Origin of the sequence: Butyrivibrio sp. NC3005 (assembly GCF_000424545.1) — a bacterium.
Taxonomy (GTDB): domain Bacteria; phylum Bacillota; class Clostridia; order Lachnospirales; family Lachnospiraceae; genus Butyrivibrio.
This window is the reverse complement of record NZ_AUKC01000016.1, coordinates 1-15,955: the sequence shown is the minus strand read 5'-3', so window position 1 is coordinate 15,955 and position 15,955 is coordinate 1. Positions and strand designations below refer to the sequence as shown.

The window sequence follows — 15,955 nt, the reverse complement described above, 5'->3', positions numbered from 1 at the left end:
CGGTACTCACTTGCAGAATCTTTGTCTGCAATATAAGTGTTCGTGCGGTTTTCCAAAACTTTCAATATAACTTGCATCAATAAATGACTATTATATCTATATATGTTTAAAGAATTCCAACACTTAATTAATTTTTCTTAGCTTCAATTATAATTACTTAGAAGCCTTTGGTCTCTTAGCGCCATACTTTGAACGAGCCTGTTTACGATCTGCAACACCAGCTGTATCAAGTGTACCACGGATAATGTGATATCTTGTACCTGGCAAATCCTTAACTCTTCCACCACGGATAAGAACAACGCTATGCTCCTGAAGGTTGTGACCTTCGCCAGGAATATAGGATGTAACTTCGATACCGTTTGAAAGACGTACTCTTGCAATCTTACGAAGAGCAGAGTTAGGCTTCTTAGGTGTTGCTGTCTTAACAGCTGTACATACACCACGCTTCTGAGGAGAAGATGTTGCAATATCCTTCTTATGAAGAGAATTGAAACCCTTCTGCAGTGCAGGAGCAGTAGACTTCTTTACAGTTGTCTGACGACCCTTTCTGACTAACTGGTTAAATGTTGGCATTCTTTTCACCTCCTGTTGGATTTTAAAAAATGTATATCAACGTGTGACCGAATTGAGCTCTTAACCATTCTCAATTCCCATTTTCACACAACTCGATATTATAATGAATTTGCAAATTCTTGTCAATCTTTTTCTGTATAACCGACATAATTTTTTTAAACAAAATTTCAGGCCTTTTCGTGCGAAAAAGCCTGAAATCCTGGTTTAAATTTCTTTTTTATATTATATTAAAGAAATTTTTATAAAGTATTTTCCTCTAATACTTTATTCAACATCATCACCAACACTGATAATGTCTTCTTCACGATCCTTGCTATCAGAATCATTTACATCATCTATTGTGATTGTATGTTTAACCTTTGGCTGGTTTCTTAAAATCATCTTCTGTGGATCACGGAAGTTTTCGTCGGTATTAAGACCTACATCTCTGTATCTCTTAAGACCTGTACCAGCTGGAATAAGCTTACCAATACATACGTTTTCCTTAAGTCCAAGAAGTGGATCTATCTTTCCACGAATAGCTGCATCAGTAAGTACTTTTGTTGTTTCCTGGAAAGATGCGGCTGAAAGGAATGAATCTGTTGCAAGTGCTGCTTTTGTAATTCCAAGAATTACATTCTTACCAATTGCAGGTTTCTTTCCTTCAACTTCAAGTTCCTCATTTTTCTCTTCAAAATCAAGGAAGTTCACAAGTGTTCCTGGAAGGAATCCTGTATCCCCTGCTTCATCAATCATTACTTTTCCAAGCATCTGACGAACAATTACTTCGATATGCTTATCGCAGATATCAACACCCTGGAGACGATATACACGCTGTACCTCACGAAGCATATAATCCTGAACTGCCTGAATACCCTTAATCTTAAGAAGATCATGTGGGTTTACAGAACCTTCTGTAAGTTCATCACCAGCTTCAATCATCTGTCCATCCTGAACCTTAATACGTGAACCATAAGGAATGAGATAAGTCTTTGATTCTCCGCTTTCATCGTCTGTTACTACGACTTCACGCTTCTTCTTTGTATCCTTAATTTCTACACGTCCCTTAAGTTCTGAAATAATTGCAAGTCCTTTTGGTTTACGTGCTTCAAACAACTCTTCTACTCGAGGAAGACCCTGTGTAATATCACCACCGGCAACACCACCTGTATGGAATGTTCTCATTGTAAGCTGTGTACCTGGCTCACCGATTGACTGAGCTGCAATGATACCAACTGCTTCACCAACCTGAACTGCTTCACCAGTAGCCATGTTAGCTCCGTAACACTTAGCACAGATTCCTACATGACTTCTACATGTAAGGATTGTTCTAATCTTTACTGCATCAATTGGATTACCATTATTGTCAACTCCTTCAGAGAGAACTTTTTCAGCTCTTGTAGGTGTAATCATGTGATTTTTCTTAACAATTACATTACCATCTTTATCCTTAATTGTTTCACAAGTAAATCTACCTGTAATTCTATCAATCAATGGCTCAATTGTTTCTTTTCCATCCATGAATGCTTTAACAACAATTCCTGGAATTTCTTCTTTTCCAAGTGAACAGTCAATCTCACGAATAATAAGTTCTTGAGATACATCAACCATTCGACGTGTAAGGTATCCTGAATCGGCTGTACGAAGAGCAGTATCAGAAAGACCCTTACGAGCACCATGCGCTGACATGAAGTATTCCAAAACATCAAGACCTTCACGGAAGTTTGACTTGATAGGAAGTTCGATTGTACGACCTGTTGTATCAGCCATAAGTCCACGCATACCTGCAAGCTGTTTGATCTGCTGGTTAGATCCTCGTGCACCGGAATCAGCCATCATGTAAATATTGTTATACTTGTCAAGACCTTTAAGAAGAACTTCTGTAAGTTCCTTATCGGTAGCCATCCATGTATCAATTACTGCACGATAACGCTCTTCGTCAGTAATAAGACCACGGCGGTAGTTTGCAGAAATTCTATCAACAGTTTTCTGAGCTTCTTCAAGCATCTGTGCCTTCTGTGGTGGTACAGTCATATCAGAAATTGAAACTGTCATAGCTGCTCTTGTTGAAAGGTGATAACCTGTAGCCTTGATGTAATCAAGAACAGGAGCAGTTCCAAATGTACCATGCACATTAATACACTTTGTAATAATCTGCTTAAGCTGTTTCTTACCTACCATAAAGTCTACTTCAAGTTTAAGGAAGTTTTCTTCCTTGGAACGATCAACAAATCCAAGATCCTGAGGTATTCCCTCATTGAAAATAAAACGTCCAACTGTACTTGATACAAATCCGGTTACAACTTCTCCGTCAGCACGCTTTTTACTCATACGAATAAATACACGAGACTGAAGTGTTACTGCACCATTTTCATAAGCAAGAATTGCTTCATTTACAGACTTGAAATACTTTCCTTCGCCGATTGCTCCTGGTCGTTCCTGTGTAAGATAATAGCATCCAAGTACCATATCCTGTGTAGGTACGTTAACCGGTCCTCCATCAGCTGGCTTCAACAAGTTGTTTGGAAGAAGCATAAGGAATCTAGCTTCTGCCTGAGCCTCTACAGACAATGGAAGGTGTACAGCCATCTGGTCACCATCAAAGTCGGCATTGAAAGGTGTACATGCAAGAGGATGAAGCTTAATAGCTTTACCTTCTACAAGAATAGGCTCAAATGCTTGGATACCAAGTCTGTGAAGTGTGGGGGCACGGTTAAGCATAACAGGATGCTCTTTAATTACATCTTCAAGTACATCCCAAACGCGTGTATCCAAACGTTCTACAAGCTTCTTTGCATTCTTAATATTTTGTGAAATTCCTCTGGAAACAAGTTCTTTCATAACGAAAGGCTTGAACAATTCGATTGCCATTTCCTTTGGAAGACCACACTGCCAAATCTTAAGTTCTGGTCCTACTACGATAACTGAACGTCCAGAATAGTCAACTCGCTTTCCAAGAAGGTTCTGTCTGAAACGTCCAGACTTACCCTTAAGCATATCAGAGAGTGACTTAAGCGCTCTATTACCAGGTCCTGTTACAGGACGACCACGACGTCCATTATCGATAAGAGCATCTACTGCTTCCTGAAGCATTCTCTTTTCGTTACGAACGATGATATCAGGTGCACCAAGCTCTAACAATCTCTTAAGTCGATTATTTCTATTAATAATTCTGCGGTACAAATCATTAAGATCTGATGTTGCAAAACGTCCACCATCAAGCTGTACCATAGGACGAAGATCTGGTGGAATAACAGGAATACAATCCATTATCATCCAACTAGGAAGATTACCAGACTCACGGAAAGCTTCAATAGCATCAAGTCTCTTAATAACTCTTGCTCTCTTCTGTCCGCTTGAAGTGTCCACCTCGCTTTTAAGCTGCTGATATTCTTTCTCAAGGTCAATATCCATAAGGAGCTCTTTAATAGCCTCTGCACCCATTCCAGCTCGGAATCTGTTACCAAATTCTTCGCGAGCATCCTGATATTCTTTTTCAGAAAGAACCTGCTTGTACTCAAGTGTTGATTCTCCTGGATCAAGAACTATATAAGATGCAAAATAGAGCACCTTCTCAAGAATTCTAGGAGAAATGTCCAAAAGAAGTCCCATTCGGCTAGGAATTCCTTTGAAATACCAAATATGAGATACCGGAGCTGCAAGCTCAATATGTCCTAAACGTTCACGACGTACAGAAGACTTTGTTACTTCTACTCCACATCTATCACAAACTACACCCTTGTAACGAATTTTCTTATATTTTCCACAATGACATTCCCAGTCCTTTGTAGGTCCGAAGATTCTCTCGCAAAACAAACCATCACGTTCTGGTTTAAGTGTTCTGTAGTTGATTGTCTCTGGCTTTGTTACTTCACCATGAGACCACTCACGAATCTTTTCCGGAGAAGCAAGACCAATTTTGATCTTGTCGAAGGTCATCGGCTGATACGGCTGCTGAAGAGTCGATTTGCCGCTGGAAGCTTCATTGATTGCTTTATTCATTGTTGAATCTGACATGCTATCTATTCTCCTTGTCCGGCACCAGAATATTTTTCTGGTGCCATCTTCAACCTTATTTTACTGTTCATTTACTTTTGGTTCATGTACAGTAACAAAATTACATATTATCGTCATCAGCCTGCATATCCATGGCTGCATCAAATTCACTGGATACAGAATCTTCACTGTTAACAAGCTCTCCATTTTCATCGAAGCCCTGTTCACTAAATCCGTTTTCTGCAAATCCTTCGCTCTTGAAATCACGGCTACGCTTCTCGCCTTCAATTTCATAACGATAATCTGTGCTTGTATCATATTCGCTTGATTCAAGAATCTCAACTTCTGTATCATCATCACGAAGTACACGGATATCAAGACCAAGTGCCTGAAGCTCTTTCAAAAGAACCTTGAATGATTCAGGAACACCAGGTTCAGGAATATTCTCGCCCTTGATAATTGCTTCATATGTCTTAACACGTCCGATAACGTCATCAGACTTAACTGTCAGGATTTCCTGAAGTGTATATGCAGCACCATAAGCTTCCAATGCCCAAACTTCCATTTCTCCGAAACGCTGTCCACCAAACTGTGCTTTACCACCAAGTGGCTGCTGAGTAACAAGAGAGTAAGGACCAGTTGAACGAGCATGAATCTTATCGTCTACAAGGTGGTGGAGCTTCAGGTAATGCATGTGACCAATTGTTGTCTTTCCATCAAACTTCTCACCTGTTCTACCGTCACGAAGCTGTACTTTACCATCTGTTGTAATCGGAACGCCTTTCCAAAGTTCACGGTGATCTCTATGTTCATAAAGATAATCCATAATACCTGAATCAAGACTTTCTTTATATTTAGCCTCAAACTCTTCCCATTCGAAGTTAACATAATCGTTAGCCATCTGAAGCATATTGGCAATATCTTTCTCATTAGCACCATCAAAAATAGGTGTTGCAATATTAAAGCCAAGAGCCTTAGCTGCAAGAGAAAGGTGAATTTCAAGAACCTGTCCGATATTCATACGTGAAGGCACACCCAAAGGATTAAGTACGATATCAAGCGGTCTTCCGTTTGGAAGATAAGGCATATCCTCGATTGGGAGTACACGTGAAACTACACCCTTGTTTCCGTGACGTCCAGCCATCTTATCACCAACGCCAATTTTTCTCTTCTGTGCAATGTAGATTCTAACTGCCTTGTTAACTCCAGGACTTAATTCATCACCGTTTTCACGTGTAAATACCTTAGCATCTACTACGATACCATAGTATCCATGAGGAACTTTAAGTGATGTATCACGAACCTCTCTTGCCTTCTCACCAAAAATTGCACGAAGAAGTCTCTCTTCTGCTGTTAATTCTGTTTCACCCTTTGGTGTAACTTTACCTACAAGGATATCTCCGGCGCGAACTTCAGCACCAATACGGATGATACCATTGTCATCCAAATCCTTGAGTGCATCATCACCAACACCAGGAACATCACGAGTAATTTCTTCTGGTCCAAGCTTTGTCTCACGTGCTTCTGCATCGAATTCTTCCATATGTATGGATGTAAATACATCATCACGAACAAGACGTTCTGAAAGCAGAACAGCATCTTCGTAGTTGTAACCTTCCCATGTCATAAAACCGATAAGAGGGTTCTTACCAAGACCAAGTTCTCCATCATGTGTAGAAGGACCATCAGCAATAACCTGTCCTGCATTTACATGATCACCCTTAAATACGATAGGTCTCTGATTATAGCAGTTACTCTGGTTAGTTCTCTGGAACTTAAGAAGATGGAATTCTTCCTTATCTCCATCATCATAACTTACACGAATAACTTTAGCATCAACATAGTCAATGACACCTGCCTTACGAGCTACTACGCTATCTCCTGAATCGACTGCTGCTTTTCTCTCCATACCTGTTCCTACTGCAGGTGCTTCTGTTGTAAGAAGAGGCACTGCCTGACGCTGCATGTTAGAACCCATAAGAGCTCGGTTAGCATCATCGTTTGCAAGGAAAGGAATAAGTGCTGTAGCAACAGAGAATACCATTCTTGGAGATACATCCATATAATCAATCTGAGCCTTTGGATACTCAGAAGTTTCTTCTCTGAAACGACCGGATACACTATTACGAATGAAGTGATTATCTTCATCCAAAGGTGTATTAGCCTGAGCTACATGATAATTATCTTCCTCATCTGCTGTCATATATGCAATTTCATCTGTTACAACAGGATTCTGTGGATCTGTATGATCAACTCTTCTATAAGGAGCCTCTACAAAACCATACTCATTAATTCTCGCATAGGATGCAAGAGAGTTAATCAAACCGATGTTAGGTCCTTCAGGTGTCTCAATAGGACACATACGACCATAGTGTGTATAATGTACATCTCGAACCTCGAATCCGGCACGATCTCTTGAAAGACCACCAGGACCAAGTGCTGAAAGACGTCTCTTATGTGTAAGCTCAGAAAGTGGATTATTCTGATCCATGAACTGAGAAAGCTGTGAAGAACCAAAGAACTCCTTAACGGCAGCCTGTACTGGCTTAATGTTAATAAGAGTCTGAGGAGAAACTTCTTCAGCATCTCTTGTTGTCATACGCTCACGAACAACACGCTCAAGTCTTGACAATCCAATACGATACTGGTTCTGTAAAAGTTCGCCCACACAACGAATACGACGATTCCCAAGATGATCGATATCATCATCAAAACCAATGCCATATTCAAGAGTCATATTATAGTTAATGGAAGCAAGAATATCTTCCTTTGTAATATGCTTAGGAATAAGATCACGTACTCTTGCAGCAAGTGCTTCTGCTAAAGCTTCGCCATCATCTAGAGCTGCGTACTCATCCAAAATCTCACGAAGTGCTGGATAGTATACATCTTCGTTGATTCCAAGTTCCTTAAGGTCACAATCAACATAATGAGTTAAATCAACCATCATATTGGAGAGAACTTTAACGTTACGGTCTTCTTCCTGAAGCCAAACATAAGGAATAGCTGAATCCTGAATCTCTTTAGCAAGCTTGCGATCAACTTTAGTGCCTGCAGCAGCAATCATTTCACCTGTTGTCTCATCAACAACATCCTCTGCAAGAACATGACCAGCAATACGATTCTTGAAATGAAGCTTTTTATTGAACTTATATCGTCCAACCTTAGCAAGATCATATCTTCTAGAATCAAAGAACATTGCATTAATCAAAGATTCAGCACTATCAACAGAAAGTGGTTCACCAGGACGAATCTTCTTATATAATTCAAGAAGACCCGACTGATAATCTGTTGAAGGATCTTTGGAGAAAGAGCCCTGTAACTTAGGTTCGTCTCCAAAGAGATCGATAATTTCTTCGTTTGTACCAATTCCAAGTGCACGAATAAGTACAGTTACCGGGACTTTACGAGTACGGTCTACACGTACATAAAATACATCATTAGAATCAGTTTCATACTCAAGCCATGCACCACGGTTAGGAATAACTGTACATGCAATAAGCTTCTTACCTAGTTTATCAAATGTTATATCATAGTAAATACCAGGTGAACGTACAAGCTGTGATACAATTACTCGCTCGGCACCATTGATAATGAATGTACCGTTAGCGGTCATAAGAGGAAGATCACCCATGAAAATCTCATGTTCTGTGATTTCATCCTTCTCTTTATTATGAAGGCGAACCTTCACTTTAAGAGGCGCTGCATAAGTAGCATCTCTTTCTCTGCATTTTTCTATAGAATACTTTACTTCATCTTCACAAAGTTTAAAGTCTACAAATTCCAGGCTCAACTTACCAGCATAGTCTTCAATTGGAGAAATATCGTCGAAGGCTTCCTTAAGTCCCTCATCCAAAAACCACTTGTAAGAGTTAGTCTGGACTTCAATGAGGTTAGGCATCTCAAGGTTTTCCTTCTGGCGCTGAAAACTCATGCGGACACTTTCGTCCGAACCAGTAGGATGTATTCTGAACTTTTCCATTGACATTCACCCCGTTCTAAGTTTTATATAAAAAAGAGCTTACGACTCACTTTTTGAGCCTATCGCTCCACAATAAGTGCACTTTATATAATAACTCTTTTATTGTCAAATGTCAATATTCTTTTTTATAAAATAACGTATTGAAACAAAAAAATAAATCATACTAGTATGATTTAAAGATAATAAAGAATAAAGAATAACGATTATTGTTTTAGATACGGTAAGAATTTTTCTTTATTTAAGTAGAAGTAAGAAAAGAAGTCACATTTATAGAACTTTTGGTAAAAAAACGGGGAGTGTATAAATACACCCCCCTGAAAAATCAAAAAAGCAAAAATTACTTAAGAGTAATCTTAGCGCCTTCAGCCTCAAGCTTAGCCTTGATGTCTTCAGCTTCTGCCTTCTCAACACCTTCCTTAAGGTTCTTAGGAGCACCCTCAACGAGTTCCTTTGCTTCCTTAAGACCAAGACCTGTAATCTCACGTACAACCTTGATAACCTTAATCTTGTTAGGACCTACTTCTGTAAGCTCTACATTGAAGTCTGTCTTCTCTTCAGCTGCTGCGCCAGCACCTGCTGCTGCAACTACAACACCTGCTGCTGCAGATACACCAAACTCTTCTTCACAAGCCTTTACAAGATCGTTCAACTCAAGAACGGAAAGCTCTTTAATAGCATCAATAATTTCCTGTGTGGATAACTTTGCCATGATAATTACCTCCATATAAAATTGGTTAATTTTTAATAATATAATTCTTCCCTAGTAGAAGATTCAATTAGGTATAACAACTGAAAAACATTCAGTGTATAACCAAAAGCAAGCAACAAAATTACTCTGCTGCAGGTGCTTCTGCTTCTGCAGAAACTGCTTCTCCACCTTCTGCATTCTTCTCTGCGATCTGCTTGATAACGCGAGCGAAGTTTGTAATTGGAGACTGCATAGATCCAAGCAACTTGGAAAGCAACTGATCCTTTGGTGGAATAGCTGCAACTGCCTGAATACCGTTCTCATCATAGAACTTGCCTTCTACAACGCCACCCTTCATGCTGAGTGCCTTTGCAGTCTTAGCAAATTCAGCGATAACACGAGCTGGAGCTGCTGGATCCTCTTTGGATACTGCAAGTGCGCTCGGTCCATCAAGAAGCTCATCGAGCTGTGCAAAATCTGTACCCTCGAATGCACGCTTCATCATTGTGTTCTTGTATACCTTGTAAGATACACCCTCAGCACGAAGTGCTTTACGAAGAGCTGTATCTTCAGCAACTGTAAGTCCGCGGTAATCTACAAGAACAGCTGCCTGAGCACCATTAACCACTTCAGCGATTTCCTTTACTACAGGCTGCTTTAATTCAACCTTTGCCATGTTTCTAACCTCCTTATAGATTTTGGCCGAACAAAAAACCTCCCAAAGACATAGGGAGGCGAAAAGTCAAATTATAAACTTCTCCTCGGCAGGTACTATCATGTTTACGGTTTACACCACCTGCTGTCTTCGGCTTGGTCAACGACCTTTAGTACTATACAATTAATCATAGTTTATTGTCAAGTACTAAACTGTATTTAATTTATTTTTTATTATCTGTTTTTTCCAAAACGCTTTAAATCAGCATTATACTGCAACTTTCTATTGATTATCTTGGACTTATATTCCCATCTGCATCTATTATAACTTTTGATGATAGCGACTGAAGATAATTCAATATACGTATTTTTTCAGCGCCTGTAGCAAGTTTGCAAGATGATTTTCTCTGTATAGCAGGAACAAATTTCCAGGAAACTACACCCTGCGTGCTAAATGTTGCCTGCAGCAAACCTGTATCCACTGTTTTAGAATTAAAAAGGAAGTTTCCAAGACTATAAATAATCGGAACACCTTCTACATAATCCACTTTTTGAAGACAGTGTGGATGATCTCCTACTATTAAGTCAGCTCCAGCCCTCGCAATATCTACTGATTGTGACTGCTGAATATGATTGAGCTGAGTTGTCTGTTCAACGCCCCAATGCATATACACTATCACAAATGCTCCATTTGACTTTGCCTGACTTATCTTACTGCACAATAATGAGTCATCCCTGGTTCTAAAAACTCCCCCCTGCGTCTGTGTTGCACCACGTGTAAATGGGTTATCTCCTTTTTCAATATCACATCCATTAATAAAAGCAAGTTTTATCCCATTACTGGTTGTGAAATAAAGAATCCTAGAAGCCTCATCAATATTTTCACCTGCACCAATATACGGAATCTTTGCATTTTTCAATGTTGTAAACGTATTATTCATTCCAACTTCGCCATAATCAAAAACATGATTATTTCCGAGAGTCACAAAATCCACACCCATGCCATACAAATAAGCTACAGTGTCAGGGCTAGCATGAAATGTCCATTCTTTGCCTGGATTAGGACTTCCTTCAAGTGTATATGGAAATTCATTGTTAACCATACATAAGTCACTATTCTTCATTAAATCAAGAAGATTAGCATCCATTACTCCTTCAATACTTCCACCATTTCGTCTAATATTTGACATAACTGCATAATCATTCGAAAACAACACATCTCCGGCAAACGACACAGTTATTGTATCTTGTCCATCCGGCAGTTTTACAGAATAATCATTATTATAAATATTTTCTGTAATTACACAACCGCCTGAAGGATAAGAAAAAGAAGTTCCATCTTGCTCATTACTAAGATTACTATCAGTAGTATTATCATTTGCTGATGTAACAGTATCTATTCCTTCAAACGGAACCGCCACTGCATACTCAGCATCAGAAGAATTATTATTCTCCGATGCAACCACTTTTGAATAATCGTTATTTTCTGCCTTGCCTATATTATTTTGGTTTCTTTCAGACGCAAAAATACATCTAAATCCTAGCTCTAACGCCATGAAAAACAATACCACTACTACAACTGTTAAAAATAATAGCATTCGTTCCGATTTTTCTCTTTTACTATTTTTTTTTATTTGACCACTGTAGCGTTTCTTCTTTTTCATATATGCTGTCACCTTTACATTGTATTTGATTAGAATTTATTCAGAAACCGTCTTGAGCATATGTTTTTTGGCAAATAATCATATTCGCATCCATCAAAACTCAATTCATGAATAATCACTTATGTACATCAATCTATTCTAAGTATAACACAATGACTACCAAAATTTTTATATAATAAAAAACGTCACCCTGATATAAATCAAGATGACGCTCATTATTAATATTCAGCTACGAATATTTTAATTAATAGCGGTTTGCAATAACCTTTACGCCAGGACCCATTGTTGTAGCAATGGAGATTGACTTAAGATACTGACCTTTAACTGTTGATGGCTTAGCCTTTACGATAGCTTCCATAACAGCATCGAAGTTCTGGTTAAGCTGCTCTTCTGTGAAAGAAGCTTTTCCAAGCGGTACATGGATGATGTTAGCCTTATCAAGTCTATACTCAACCTTACCTGCTTTAATATCGTTAATAGCCTTTGTAACATCCATAGTTACTGTGCCAGCCTTAGGGTTTGGCATAAGTCCCTTAGGACCAAGAACCTTACCAAGACGACCAACAACACCCATCATATCAGGTGTAGCTACTACAACATCGAAATCAAGCCAGCCTTCGTTCTGAATCTTCGGAACAAGTTCCTGTCCACCAACAAAGTCAGCTCCAGCAGCCTGTGCTTCATCAAGCTTTGTTCCCTTTGCAAATACAAGAACTTTAACAGTCTTACCAGTTCCATTAGGAAGTACAACAGCTCCACGAATCTGCTGATCTGCATGACGGCTATCGCAACCAGTCTTGATGTGCATTTCTACAGTTTCATCAAATTTTGCTGTAGCAGACTTCTTTGCAAGAGCAATTGCTTCTGCAGGCTCATACAGCTTTGTTTTTTCAATCAGCTTTGCAGCTTCTGTATATTTCTTTCCGTGCTTCATGATTTGCTCTCCTCCTATCAGTCTTCTACTACGATACCCATGCTTCGTGCTGTACCAGCGATCATGCTCATAGCACCATCGATATCAACAGCATTCAAATCAGGCATCTTCATCTCAGCGATTTCACGAATCTTGTCCTTAGAAATCTTAGCTACCTTATTCTTGTTAGGTACGCCAGATGCTTTCTGAAGGTTGCAAGCTTTTTTCAAAAGAACTGCTGCAGGTGGAGTCTTTGTAACAAATGTAAAGCTTCTGTCTGTGTAAACTGTAATAACAACAGGGATAATAAGGTCACCCTTATCTGCTGTTCTTGCGTTGAACTGCTTTGTGAATTCAACGATGTTAACGCCGTGCTGACCAAGTGCTGGTCCAACTGGCGGTGCTGGTGTTGCTTTTCCAGCCTGGATCTGTAACTTAATGTATCCTTCGACTTTCTTTGCCATTGTGGCTTCCTCCTAAGAATTTATGTGGTTGGACGTGTTAGTGCATAGCACTCTCACTCCCACTCCATAGGGTTTATAATCGACATTCCTGCAATTATTTGCAAGCTTCTTGTTTCAACCACAGCCTATGCCAAAAGCATAATACCATGTCCGCAAGCGTAGAGATTACTCTCAGTTTGGATGCATCACACCCTACTACTTGAATTTTAACTCAATTAGATACTATATCAAAAGATTTCTCAGCTGTCAATCTTACGAATTTCAGCAAAGCTAATCTCTACTGGTGTCTCACGACCAAACAATTCAACACTAATTGTAGCTGTCTGCTTGTTCATATCGATTCTATCGATATAACCAGATGTATCTTTCCAAACTCCGGCAATGACTCTAACTTCATCGCCTACACCAAAGTCAATCTTAACAGTCTCAGTCTTGATTCCTAAAGGTTTAACTTCAGCATCTGAAAGCGGTACCGGCTTTGATCCAGGACCTACGAATCCAGTAACACCAGTTGTGTTACGGACAACGTACCATGTATCATCATTCATAATCATATGAACAAGAACATATCCAGGAAACATCTTGCGCTGAACAGTACGCTTCTTACCATTCTTAACTTCCACTTCATCCTGAAGTGGAACACGAACCTCAAGAATCTGGTTCTCAAGGTGACGGTTCTCGATAGTTTTTTCCAGATTTGCCTTTACTTTGTTCTCATACCCAGAATATGTATGAGCAACATACCACTTTGCATCAGAAGATATTGCTTCTTCTGAAAGTGATTCAACTGTTTCAACAGATTCAACTTCTTCTGTCAAACCTTCTTCAACAGGCTCATCCTGAACGTTTTTTTCTTCTTCTGCCATTTGAATCTCCTCATCAAAATTCATTGGATGCACAACTGCGGCTTTAGGGAATATCCTCTAAGTCACTACCCTCAGATTTAAAGCGTCTGAAGGAAATTCAAACCTGCTTCGAAACCATAATCAAGGATACCAATCAGAGCAGCAACAATCGCACAAATAACAACAACTGCGAAAGTCTGTTTAACAACTGTATCACGAGTCGGCCAAACTATCCTAGAAAACTCAGTTTTCAAGCCCTTTGTGAATGCGCTGATGGCGCTTATAATTGCGCTGATTTTCCCTTTCTTTTCGGGAGCACTCTTTTGTTTGTCAGAAGATTTTGAAACATTTGTCTTAACTTGTGTTGCCTTTTTGGATTCTTCCATAACTATTGGTCTCCCTTCCGGAAATCATAATAGATTTCTAGATCACTAGATTATTTTGTCTCTTTGTGAAGAGTGTGCTTTCTGCAGAACGGACAGTACTTCTTGATTTCCATACGCTCTGGGTGTGTCTTCTTATCCTTAGTTGTATCGTAGTTACGATTCTTGCACTCTGTGCAAGCGAGTGTAATTCTTGTACGCATCTCTTTACCTCCGTGCGCTTTTTGTAGCTGAATTTTTTAATTTATTTAAATTTATGCATAAAAAAAAGACCTAAATCTTTCTCGCCGCTACGCTAGCTTACCACATATTAGTGTGTTTCGTCAATATATTTTTGCAAAATCAACGAATTATCGGCTATTTTTCATTCACATCCAAAAAACTTTGTCCAGTTAATAGTATCTCTTATATACGGGTTAGCTCCATATACGCCATCAAGGTACCTTTTATCATAATCAACAGTTTTTCTATTATCCCGAACCTTAGAAAAGTCTGCAAGGCTATACAAAATAGTACTCTGTTCCTCATTTTTGGCGGCAAACCATATCTCATCTCTTCTAAGAAATTCTTTTTTTAAAATCGATATGTCACAGGATGTCATGAGAAGTTGAGCTCCAAATTTGTTACTTTCATTATTGATAAAATATCCAATGATATGTTTTAATACATTAGGATGAAGTCCTCTTATACTTTCATCGGCTATAAGCACTTTTCCTGACAAAAGACTATCTGCAATTTTGGGCAAAAGAGTTAATAATTCTCTTATTCCATTTGACTCTGCAGCAAGTGGAAGGTGCATGCAGGTATCTTTAACCTGATGTATTACAATTACATGTTCACCCACAACTTTTACTTCTTTTATGTCAAGGTCAAGTTCCTGTAACATCTGTCTAAAAAGATCCCATACTTTATCCTTCTTGAAAATATCAGGAAGAATATGCTCCGCCATATCTTTGGTACCAATATAATCTATTTCATTTTTTATAAAATTCATTGTTTCGCTAAGGATGTCATTTCCAGGATATCTGTCATATAAAACTTTAAATAAGGATTCCTGATCATACAATTCAGACAGTATTTTCAGGTTGATAAAACATCTTCCAAAATGGTATTCATTTTTCTTTCGTTCAAACAGAAGTGATTTTCTTCCAGTTGAAAATCTGACCATTTCCAAACTTTCGTATTCTATCTTACCGCTAAGAATCTTTATTATATAGCGGTATTCATTTTCGTTTACTGTAAAAACAAGTTCAAATGTGGTGCTTTCTTTTTTCTTTTCTTCAGAAAAATAATAAGGAGTGATAGATGTAAGCGGAATCTCCCCAAGAATAATTTCTCTAAGTTGTGTAAGACCATTAACAATTGTTGACTTACCACTTCCGTTCGCACCAAATATAACCGCAAACGGAAGAATCTTATCATCAAACTTCTCAATTATGTGTTCCGTTTTTTCATGAACTTTGTTCAATGCCTGCAAATCAAAAGTTACACTGTCTTTTACAGACCTATAATTTTCAAGAGTAAATTGTACTAACATATTAAAACTGCTACTAAAAAATATACATTGGTATATATAGATGACTTGCTATAAATTTCAGATTATATAAATGTCTAAATGTTGAATGTTGAAAACTCTTACTTTTTTTGGCTAACTAAATGATATGATTAAGATGTGAAATTAAACATCTTTTATATTTACTGCTTTAAAGACTAATAGTTTTTATCCAAAAATCTATACTTTATTGTTTTTATATAGTCCGTTTTACTGTTTGTATATTTCGTCGCAGACACGCTTTCGCTTGATTATAAACGTA

General features: G+C 38.5%; 12 protein-coding genes and 1 other annotated feature. All 12 genes read right to left on the bottom strand.

Annotated elements, in window-relative coordinates:
- Positions 1 to 153 precede the first annotated feature (153 nt).
- The 12 genes from rpsL to G634_RS0105545 all read right to left on the bottom strand — a co-directional run bounded on the left by rpsL (position 154) and on the right by G634_RS0105545 (position 15,678).
- On the bottom strand, positions 154 to 573 hold the full coding sequence (gene rpsL / locus G634_RS0105600; RefSeq protein WP_026504463.1) for a 30S ribosomal protein S12: 420 nt from the start codon (positions 571 to 573) through the stop codon (positions 154 to 156).
- Positions 574 to 837: 264 nt separating this feature from the next.
- A complete protein-coding gene (gene rpoC / locus G634_RS0105595; RefSeq protein ID WP_035799136.1) occupies positions 838 to 4,554 on the bottom strand; it encodes a DNA-directed RNA polymerase subunit beta' in 3,717 nt (1,238 codons plus the stop codon).
- Positions 4,555 to 4,669: 115 nt separating this feature from the next.
- Positions 4,670 to 8,530, bottom strand: a complete 3,861-nt coding sequence (gene rpoB / locus G634_RS0105590; RefSeq protein WP_026504461.1) for a DNA-directed RNA polymerase subunit beta — start codon at positions 8,528 to 8,530, stop codon at positions 4,670 to 4,672.
- 337 nt (positions 8,531 to 8,867) lie between these two features.
- Positions 8,868 to 9,239 (bottom strand): 50S ribosomal protein L7/L12, encoded by a 372-nt coding sequence (rplL, locus tag G634_RS0105585; protein WP_026504460.1) that lies wholly within the window; start codon positions 9,237 to 9,239, stop codon positions 8,868 to 8,870.
- 121 nt (positions 9,240 to 9,360) lie between these two features.
- A complete protein-coding gene (rplJ, locus tag G634_RS0105580) occupies positions 9,361 to 9,894 on the bottom strand; it encodes a 50S ribosomal protein L10 (protein WP_026504459.1) in 534 nt (177 codons plus the stop codon).
- Positions 9,895 to 9,917: 23 nt separating this feature from the next.
- Positions 9,918 to 10,045: a sequence feature (ribosomal protein L10 leader region), on the bottom strand.
- 117 nt (positions 10,046 to 10,162) lie between these two features.
- On the bottom strand, positions 10,163 to 11,536 hold the full coding sequence (locus G634_RS18150; RefSeq protein WP_051233708.1) for a CapA family protein: 1,374 nt from the start codon (positions 11,534 to 11,536) through the stop codon (positions 10,163 to 10,165).
- A 244-nt stretch (positions 11,537 to 11,780) separates the two neighbouring features.
- The gene (gene rplA, locus G634_RS0105570; protein ID WP_035799084.1) at positions 11,781 to 12,470 is read right to left on the bottom strand and encodes a 50S ribosomal protein L1; all 690 of its coding nucleotides are present in this window, start codon (positions 12,468 to 12,470) and stop codon (positions 11,781 to 11,783) included.
- 17 nt (positions 12,471 to 12,487) lie between these two features.
- A complete protein-coding gene (gene rplK / locus G634_RS0105565) occupies positions 12,488 to 12,913 on the bottom strand; it encodes a 50S ribosomal protein L11 (protein WP_026504457.1) in 426 nt (141 codons plus the stop codon).
- A 239-nt stretch (positions 12,914 to 13,152) separates the two neighbouring features.
- Positions 13,153 to 13,779 carry a transcription termination/antitermination protein NusG gene (gene nusG / locus G634_RS0105560; RefSeq protein ID WP_081676512.1) on the bottom strand — a complete coding sequence of 209 codons (627 nt, stop codon included), beginning with the start codon at positions 13,777 to 13,779 and terminating at the stop codon, positions 13,153 to 13,155.
- Positions 13,780 to 13,856: 77 nt separating this feature from the next.
- A complete protein-coding gene (gene secE / locus G634_RS0105555; RefSeq protein WP_081676511.1) occupies positions 13,857 to 14,144 on the bottom strand; it encodes a preprotein translocase subunit SecE in 288 nt (95 codons plus the stop codon).
- Positions 14,145 to 14,194: 50 nt separating this feature from the next.
- The gene (gene rpmG / locus G634_RS0105550) at positions 14,195 to 14,344 is read right to left on the bottom strand and encodes a 50S ribosomal protein L33 (RefSeq protein WP_026504454.1); all 150 of its coding nucleotides are present in this window, start codon (positions 14,342 to 14,344) and stop codon (positions 14,195 to 14,197) included.
- A 161-nt stretch (positions 14,345 to 14,505) separates the two neighbouring features.
- Positions 14,506 to 15,678, bottom strand: coding sequence for an AAA family ATPase (locus G634_RS0105545; RefSeq protein ID WP_026504453.1), 1,173 nt, complete (start codon positions 15,676 to 15,678; stop codon positions 14,506 to 14,508).
- Positions 15,679 to 15,955: the final 277 nt, after the last annotated feature.

Bases quoted from the DNA above. Each gene is read 5' to 3' on its own strand.
- rpsL (WP_026504463.1), bottom strand. From the start codon at position 573: ATGCCAACATTTAACCAGTTAGTCAGAAAGGGTCGTCAGACAACTGTA.
- rpoC (WP_035799136.1), bottom strand. From the start codon at position 4,554: ATGAATAAAGCAATCAATGAAGCTTCCAGCGGCAAATCGACTCTTCAG.
- rpoB (WP_026504461.1), bottom strand. From the start codon at position 8,530: ATGGAAAAGTTCAGAATACATCCTACTGGTTCGGACGAAAGTGTCCGC.
- rplL (WP_026504460.1), bottom strand. From the start codon at position 9,239: ATGGCAAAGTTATCCACACAGGAAATTATTGATGCTATTAAAGAGCTT.
- rplJ (WP_026504459.1), bottom strand. From the start codon at position 9,894: ATGGCAAAGGTTGAATTAAAGCAGCCTGTAGTAAAGGAAATCGCTGAA.
- G634_RS18150 (WP_051233708.1), bottom strand. From the start codon at position 11,536: ATGAAAAAGAAGAAACGCTACAGTGGTCAAATAAAAAAAAATAGTAAA.
- rplA (WP_035799084.1), bottom strand. From the start codon at position 12,470: ATGAAGCACGGAAAGAAATATACAGAAGCTGCAAAGCTGATTGAAAAA.
- rplK (WP_026504457.1), bottom strand. From the start codon at position 12,913: ATGGCAAAGAAAGTCGAAGGATACATTAAGTTACAGATCCAGGCTGGA.
- nusG (WP_081676512.1), bottom strand. From the start codon at position 13,779: ATGGCAGAAGAAGAAAAAAACGTTCAGGATGAGCCTGTTGAAGAAGGT.
- secE (WP_081676511.1), bottom strand. From the start codon at position 14,144: ATGGAAGAATCCAAAAAGGCAACACAAGTTAAGACAAATGTTTCAAAA.
- rpmG (WP_026504454.1), bottom strand. From the start codon at position 14,344: ATGCGTACAAGAATTACACTCGCTTGCACAGAGTGCAAGAATCGTAAC.
- G634_RS0105545 (WP_026504453.1), bottom strand. From the start codon at position 15,678: ATGTTAGTACAATTTACTCTTGAAAATTATAGGTCTGTAAAAGACAGT.